Consider the following 6875-nt stretch of genomic DNA (forward strand, 5'->3'; position numbering starts at 1 on the left):
ATACGCTGGATCTACCTGGACGGCGCGCTTGCGCATCGACCCGGCCCTGCTCGAACGGGAGGCGGAGCAGGCCCAGCTGAAGCAGGCGATGGCCGAGATCGGCGAAGGCCAACCCGCCGTCGTCGTGGTGACCGGTCGCCCCGGCTTCGGCCACAACGCCCTGTTGCGCTGGGCCGGCCGACTGGCCGAGAAGCGGTCGGTGCGCGTCCTGCGCGCCACTGGTTCCCTGACCGAGCGCGACCTGCGCAACGGCGCGGTCATCCAGCTCCTCAGCCAATTGGGACCGGAGGCCGAAGGACCGCTCCGCGTGCTGCGCGGGCCCCCCGAGCCCGACGGCCTGCCGGGACTCCGGGAACTCCTGCACACCGTCCGCCGCCGCCCCACCCTGGTGACGGTGGAGGACGCCCAGTGGCTGGACCCGGACTCCCGGCGCTGGCTCCAGGCACTGGTGCGGCGGCTGTCCGCGGGCGTCCCCCTGGCCCTGCTCGTCGGCCGCACCGGAGTGGACCGGCACGGCCCCGACTGGCTGGCCGGCACCTCCGCCGCCGGACGGCTGACCCGCCACCTCCTCGTCCCCGGACTGAGCCCCCGCGCGGTCGCCACGCTGGCCGGCACGATCTTCGGCGCCCCCTGCGACGAGGCGTTCGCCGACGCGGCCGCCGAGGCGTCCTACGGCAGCCCCGCCATCCTGCACGCGGCACTGCACGGCCTCGCCGACGCCGGCCAGCGCCCGACCGCGGCCGACGTGCCGCAGCTGCGCACCGTGATGACCAGCATCATCGGCGACCGCTGCGCGCGCGCCCTGCGGGGCCTGACCGACGAGTCCATCGCCGTCCTGCGGGCGCTGGCCGTCGCCGGCGACCTGCTGGACTTCACCCGGATCTGCCACCTGGCCGGGGTGCGCACCGCACACGAGTCCCGGCTGCGCTCGGCGCTGCAGACGGCCGGCTTCACCCTCCCCGACGGCCCCTTCGAACGCATCCACCTGCCGGTCGCCAGGGCCCGTGTCCTGGAGGACACACCGATCGCCGAACGCGCCGGCCTGTACGCCCGCGCCGCCCGCCTCGTCTACCGCTCCGGCGCCGCCGACGAGGACGTCGCCCGCCTCCTGCTGCACGCACCTCCCATCGGCGAGCCCTGGGCGGTCCAAACGCTGTACGGCAGCTTCGGGGCCGCCGCGCGCCGCAGCGAGTTCGCCCGGGCCGCGACCTGGCTGAACCGCGCACTCGAAGAGCCCCAGCGCCCGGAGCAGCGCGCCCGGATCGGCCTCGACCTGGCCGGCGCCGAGGCCGTGGCCGCGCCGGTGGCCAGCGACCGCAGGCTCGCCGCCGTCGTCAAGAGCCCCGGGGACGGCGAGACCTGGTCCCACCTGCGCGTCCGGGCCCTGGACATGGGACTGGCGCGCGGCGACGACTCGTGGGGCCGCTGCGTCGCCGCCGAGGCACTGGAGACCGCCCAGGGCCGCGAGCGCGACGACCTGATCGCGCTGTACTGGTACGCCGTCCGCTGCCGGCCCGAGGTCCGCGACGTCCCCGCGCCCGGCGTCCCGGCCCTTCCCGAACACCCCCTCGCCCCCGCCCAGGCGGGCATCCGCGCCGGGCAGCTCGCCACCCTCGGCCAGCAGCGCGAACGGGCCGCCGAACTGGCCCGCCGGGCGCTGGAAGCGGGCAGCTCGGTGCCCGTCATGCCCCGCCTGGTCGCGGTCAGGGCACTGTGGTTCACCGACGCCGCCGCCGAGGCCGAGGGCCACCTCGACGCCCTCGTCGCCGAACTGCGCCGCGGCCACAGCCGTGCCCCCCTCGCCCGCGCCCTGGTCCTCAGCGCCGACCTGCACCTGCGCGGCGGTCGCGTGGACGCGGCCCACCGCGCCATGGACGCCGCCGAACGGGCGCTGCCCGCGGTCGCCTGGCACCCCTACGCGGCCCCCCACCTCATGGCCGTGCGCTGCGTCGTCGCCATGGAGAGCGGTCGGCACGACGAGGCCCGAGCGCTGACGGCCGCGCCCACCCCGCCCGACACCGAGACCAGCATCCACTGGCCCTTGCTGCTGTTCATCCGCGCGCGGGTGGCGGCCGACGAAGGTCGCTGGGCCGAGGCCGTCGAGCTGTTCAAGGAGAGCGGACGGTGGCTGGTGCGCAGACAGTGGCCCAACCCCGCGGTGCTGCCGTGGCGTTCGCTGGCCGCCCTGGCCTGCCTGCGCCTCGGCGACCGGAAGCAGGCCCGGCGCCTGATCCACGAGGAACTCACCCTGGCCCGCCGCTGGGGCGCCCCCAGCGCAGTGAGCCTGGCCGAGTTGTGCGCCCGGGCCCTGGACAGCCCCGGAACCGCCGCCTCCACCACCGTTCCGATCGGGCCCAACCACCTCGCCCACGCCTGGGCGTTGGCCGACCTCACCACCGAGGAAGCCACCAAGGGCGACCGGATGGCCGCCGCCCGACTGCTGACCGAGCTGTCGGACCATCGCGTCACCCGCACCTCCAGCCGCCTCGCCGCACGCGTGCGGTCGCTGGCCGACCGACTGGAACCGACCGCCGACCCCGAGGTGTCCACTCTTGACAGGGAGTGGGCCGTCCTTTCGCCCGCCGAGCGGCAGACCGCCGAACTGGCCTGCGGCGGCCTGGGCAACCGCCAGATCGCCGAACAGCTCTCGGTGAGCCGGCGCACCGTCGAACTACGGCTGAGCAGCACCTACAAGAAGCTCCGCATCGCCTCGCGCGAGGAACTCCGGTCACGGTACCGGCTGATGGAAGGGACATGACCGATGTTGTACGAGCGGGAATCCGAACTGGCCCGGATCGAGGCCGCGGTGCGTCAGGCGCGGGAGGGCCGGTCCTCGGTGCTCCTGCTGACCGGCCCGTTGGGCATCGGCCGGTCCACGCTCCTCCAGGAGGCCGGCTCCGCACCGCCGGGCGACTTACGGGTGTTACGCGCCAATGCCGCCCCCATGGAGCAGGACTTCGCCTACGGCATCGTCCACCAACTCCTCGGGCCCCTCCTGTCCGACGGACTGCCCGCCCTCGGCGACCACGAGGCGCCCGACTCCGAAGCCGTGCTGCACGGCCTGAGATCGCTCCTGGCCGACGCCAGCGCCACCGTCCCGGTGCTCCTCCTCGTCGACGACCTCCAGTGGGTCGACCTGCCCTCCCTGCGCTGGCTCGCCTACCTGGTGCGACGCGCACACGGCATGCGGGTGGCCCTGGTGTGCACCCTGCGGGACGGCGACCCCCGGGCCGAGCACCCGCTCGTCGGCGACCTCGCCGACGCCGCCGACCTCCTCCACCTCGCCCCGCTCTCGCTCGACGGCACCCGGGCCCTGATCCACCACCACCTGGGCGAAGTCGCCGCGGCGTGTTACGCCCAGGCGTGCCACGACACCTGCGGCGGCAACCCCCTCTTCCTCCAGTCCGTCCTGCGCGACCAGGCCGTCGAGGGCCACCGTCCCACCCCCGAGCAGGTCGACCGGGTCCGCGCCGTGCGCCCCACCCAGCTCCGCGATCGGCTGGCCGGGTGCCTGCACGCCCAACCCGGTCCGGTGCGCGATCTGGCCGCGGCCATCGCGGCGTTCGGCGATCACGGCGAGCCCGACCTCATCCAGCACCACGCGCGGCTGGACACCATCAGCTACCAGCGGGCCCTGCGCGCCCTGCGCCGCCTCGGCCTGCTCGCCCGCCAGGACACGCCGCGCTTCCTCCACCGCGTCGTGCGCGACGCCGTCGAATCCGGTCTCACCATCGCCGCGTGCGAGGAGGCCCGGGTCACCGCGGCCGAGATCCTCCACCGCGCCGGCCGTCCGGCCGAGAACATAGCGGACCTCCTGGTGGGCGTCACCGCCACCCACCGGCCCTGGGCCATGGGGGTCCTGCGGGCGGCCGCGGAGGCCGCCCTGCGCCGGGGCGGGGCGGACGCCGCCGCCCGCTACCTGCGGCGCGCGCTGCTGGAGAGCAGCGCCGGCGACGGCGAACGCGCCCACCTGCTGATCGAGTTGGCCAAGGCCGAACGCGGCACCGACCCCGCCGCCTGCGAACGCCACGTCAGCCAGGCCGTCCGGCTGCTGTCGTCGGCCACCGACCGGGCGGCCGCCACCCTGCTCATCCCGCCCAGTCTCCTCGGCGAGGCCACCCCCGCGTCGGTCGACCTCCTGCGCAGCGTCTCCGAGGACTTCGAGCCCACCGGGCCCCACCAAGGGGCCGCCTGTGAGATCGCGCTGCGCCTGGAAGCGCGCCTGTGGCACGCCGGGCAGGAGAACCCGGCGGAGCTGGCCGGGGCGGTGGACCGCCTGCGCGCGCTCGGCACCGCGCCCCCCTTGGAGACCAGCGGCGCCCGCGAACTGGCGGCCGTCCTGATCAACGCGGCGGTCCTGTCCGGCGCCCTGCCGGCACCCGACATCGCCGCCCTGGCCGGCCGGATCCTGGAACGCGAGCCGGTGGCCTCGGCGTACCCCCGCACCACACTCCCGCTGGTCGCGTTGGCCCTGTACGCCGCCGACGCGGTGGACGGCATCAACACCCGGCTGTCCGGCGAGCAGCACGCCGACCGCCCGAACGCGGGAGTGCACGCCGAGAACGCCCTGATCCAGCTCGCCTGCGGACGCCTGACCCAGGCCGGCGAGCAGGCCGGCCGGGCTGCCCGACTGGCCGACGCCGACTGGCGCGAGCCGGCCGGGGTCATCCGGGCCGCGGTGGCCATGGAGACCGGCAACACCCCTTTGATGGAGGGCCTCTTGGCGGACTCCGCGAAGCGCTGGCCGGCCAACCTCGCCATGACGGCCATGCGGCAACTCCTCGTGGCCTCCCTCGACGTCCGCGGTGGCCGCGACGCCGACGCGCTGGAGTCCCTCCTGGCCTGTGGCCGCCAACTGGAAGCGGCCGACTGGCGCAACTCCACCCTCTTCCCCTGGCGGCCCCGCGCCATCGTCCTCCACCAGCGCCTGGGCGAGGTCGGGCCGGCCCTGGCCCTGGCGGAGGAGGAGCTTGCCTGGGCGCGGCAGTGGGCCGCCCCCGCCGCTCTCGGCCGGGCCCTGCGGCTGCGTGCCCTGCTGCCCGGCGGCGGGGGCGTCCCCGTGCTGCGCGAGTCCGCCGCCGTCCTGCGCACGTCGGCCAATCGGCTGGAACTCGCCCGTACGTTGCTCCAGTTGGGGCGGGCGGTGGGTGGCGGCAAGGAAGCGAAGGCGATGCTGCGCGAGGCCGTTGACCTCACCACCGCCTGTGGCGCACCCTGGCTGACCGAACGCGCCCATGCGGCCCTGGGCACCGCCGCCCCCAGTCAGGAGGCACCACTCACCCACGGCGAGCGCCAGGTCGTCGCGTTGGTGGGCCGGGGGCTGACCAACCAGGAGATCGCCGATGAACTGGGCGTGAGCACCCGGGCCGTGGAGAAGCGCCTGACGTCGTGCTACCGCAAGTTGGGCGTAGCGGGGCGCCGCGAGCTGTTGGGCGGCCGCAGCGCGTCCGAGATGTTCGCGGCACGGTGAGCGCGCCGTTGGCCAACGTCCCGCGGGGTACGGGCGTACCGGCGGTAAGGGGTGCGGAGTGTTCGGCCGCCGAAAGTTCGGGGGCGGACCGTACCGTGCGGAGCGTCGGACCACAGGATTAGGGATGAGGGCCGGATGGGCGTTGACGCTTGTCCGGACGGGTCCTTAGTGTCGATTGTGCAGGGGAGTTCGAAATTTCATCCCGGCGGATGTCGGGCCATCCGATCCCCTGCCTCGCCTCAATCTCTGGATTCTCCTTCTCACTCGTCTCTCTCGAAATTCTGATTTGCCAGCGGGGGTTGGAAAGGATGTCGGTCCCTTGAGGTTCTCTGCTCTGGTGGAATCTCTGCAGTTATCGGAAGATCCCGGTTCGGCCGGTTCGGTCGGCGCCGCGGTCCGGGGGGAGGAGCGGTCGAGCATATGCATTTCCGTGCTGGATCCTGCTCTGACGATCCGTCAGGCCAACCAGGACTTCTTCCGGCAATTCGCGAGCCCCGCCACGTCCCCAGCAGATGTCATCGCCCCGCTCCCCTCCGATTCCTCGACCACGGCTCCCGACGTGTTCGGGCGCAATTTCCGTGACCTGGTCCACCCCAGCGTGCGGCAGCCGCTGATGCGACAGTTCGAGCGGCTCCTGGAAGGCCGCCGGGACCGGTTCGCCACGCCCGTGGTGGCGCTGCGGCCGACCGGTGACGTGTTCAACGGCAGTCTCACCGCCGCCGCCGTGCGCGGATACGGACCCGACCCCTCCGCGGTGCTCGTCGTGATGCGGTCCGGCCGGGACTCGGCCGACGACGCGATGGTGACACCGAAACGGAAACTGCTCAGCGAGATCGACGCGCGAATTCTGGAGGGAATCGCGGCCGGTCTGTCCACGATTCCGCTGGCCTCCCGGCTGTATCTCAGCCAGCACGGCGTGGAGTACCACGTCACCGGACTGCTGCGGAAACTGAAGGCCCCCAACCGCGCGGCCCTGGTATCCCGCGCCTATGCGATGGGCGTGCTCACGGTGGGCACCTGGCCGCCCCGCGTCGTGGACGACTTCATCAAGTAACACCGCCCCGCATTCTGTTGGTTCGCCGTGCGGGCGCGGGCCGAGAGCTGCCTTTGGCGCCCGGCCCGTTCGGAAGGCGAACCGTGAACACACCTGGTGCCGGGAGCGCCGCCGCGCATGCGCGGCGCCCCGGCCCGTCCGCGCGCGGTCGACCCCGGGCTCCGCCGACTCTACGGAATTCCCTGACCACCCCCGTAGAGACTGGGCACGTGGCGTGCGGGAAGTCGAGCTGCCTCGTGCAGGGCACGCAGATAACTCCGTCGCTGTGGCACAGCCGTCCCCAGTACTAGCTGCCCACAGCGAAATCCTCTGCTGTCCGACGGTCTTGAGATGGGTTGGAACGTGGCGAAC

At 73.7% G+C, this 6875-nt stretch carries 3 protein-coding genes; all 3 read left to right on the top strand.

Annotation, left to right across the window (positions count from 1 at the left end; genetic code table 11):
• Nucleotides 1–28 precede the first annotated feature (28 nt).
• Nucleotides 29–2758, top strand: coding sequence for an AAA family ATPase (locus ACJ6WD_RS13985; protein ID WP_233659269.1), 2730 nt, complete (start codon nt 29–31; stop codon nt 2756–2758).
• Nucleotides 2759–2761: 3 nt separating this feature from the next.
• Nucleotides 2762–5470: an AAA family ATPase gene (locus ACJ6WD_RS13990; protein ID WP_376438545.1), complete on the top strand. Its 2709-nt coding sequence runs from the start codon at nt 2762–2764 to the stop codon at nt 5468–5470.
• A gap of 337 nt (nt 5471–5807) precedes the next feature.
• A complete protein-coding gene (locus tag ACJ6WD_RS13995) occupies nt 5808–6524 on the top strand; it encodes a LuxR C-terminal-related transcriptional regulator (protein WP_374206832.1) in 717 nt (238 codons plus the stop codon).
• Nucleotides 6525–6875 lie beyond the last annotated feature (351 nt).

The organism is Streptomyces sp. VTCC 41912, assembly GCF_045799175.1.
Taxonomy (GTDB): Bacteria; Actinomycetota; Actinomycetes; order Streptomycetales; family Streptomycetaceae; genus Streptomyces; species Streptomyces albulus_C.

Bases quoted from the DNA above. Each gene is read 5' to 3' on its own strand.
- ACJ6WD_RS13990 (WP_376438545.1), top strand. From the start codon at position 2,762: ATGTTGTACGAGCGGGAATCCGAACTGGCCCGGATCGAGGCCGCGGTG.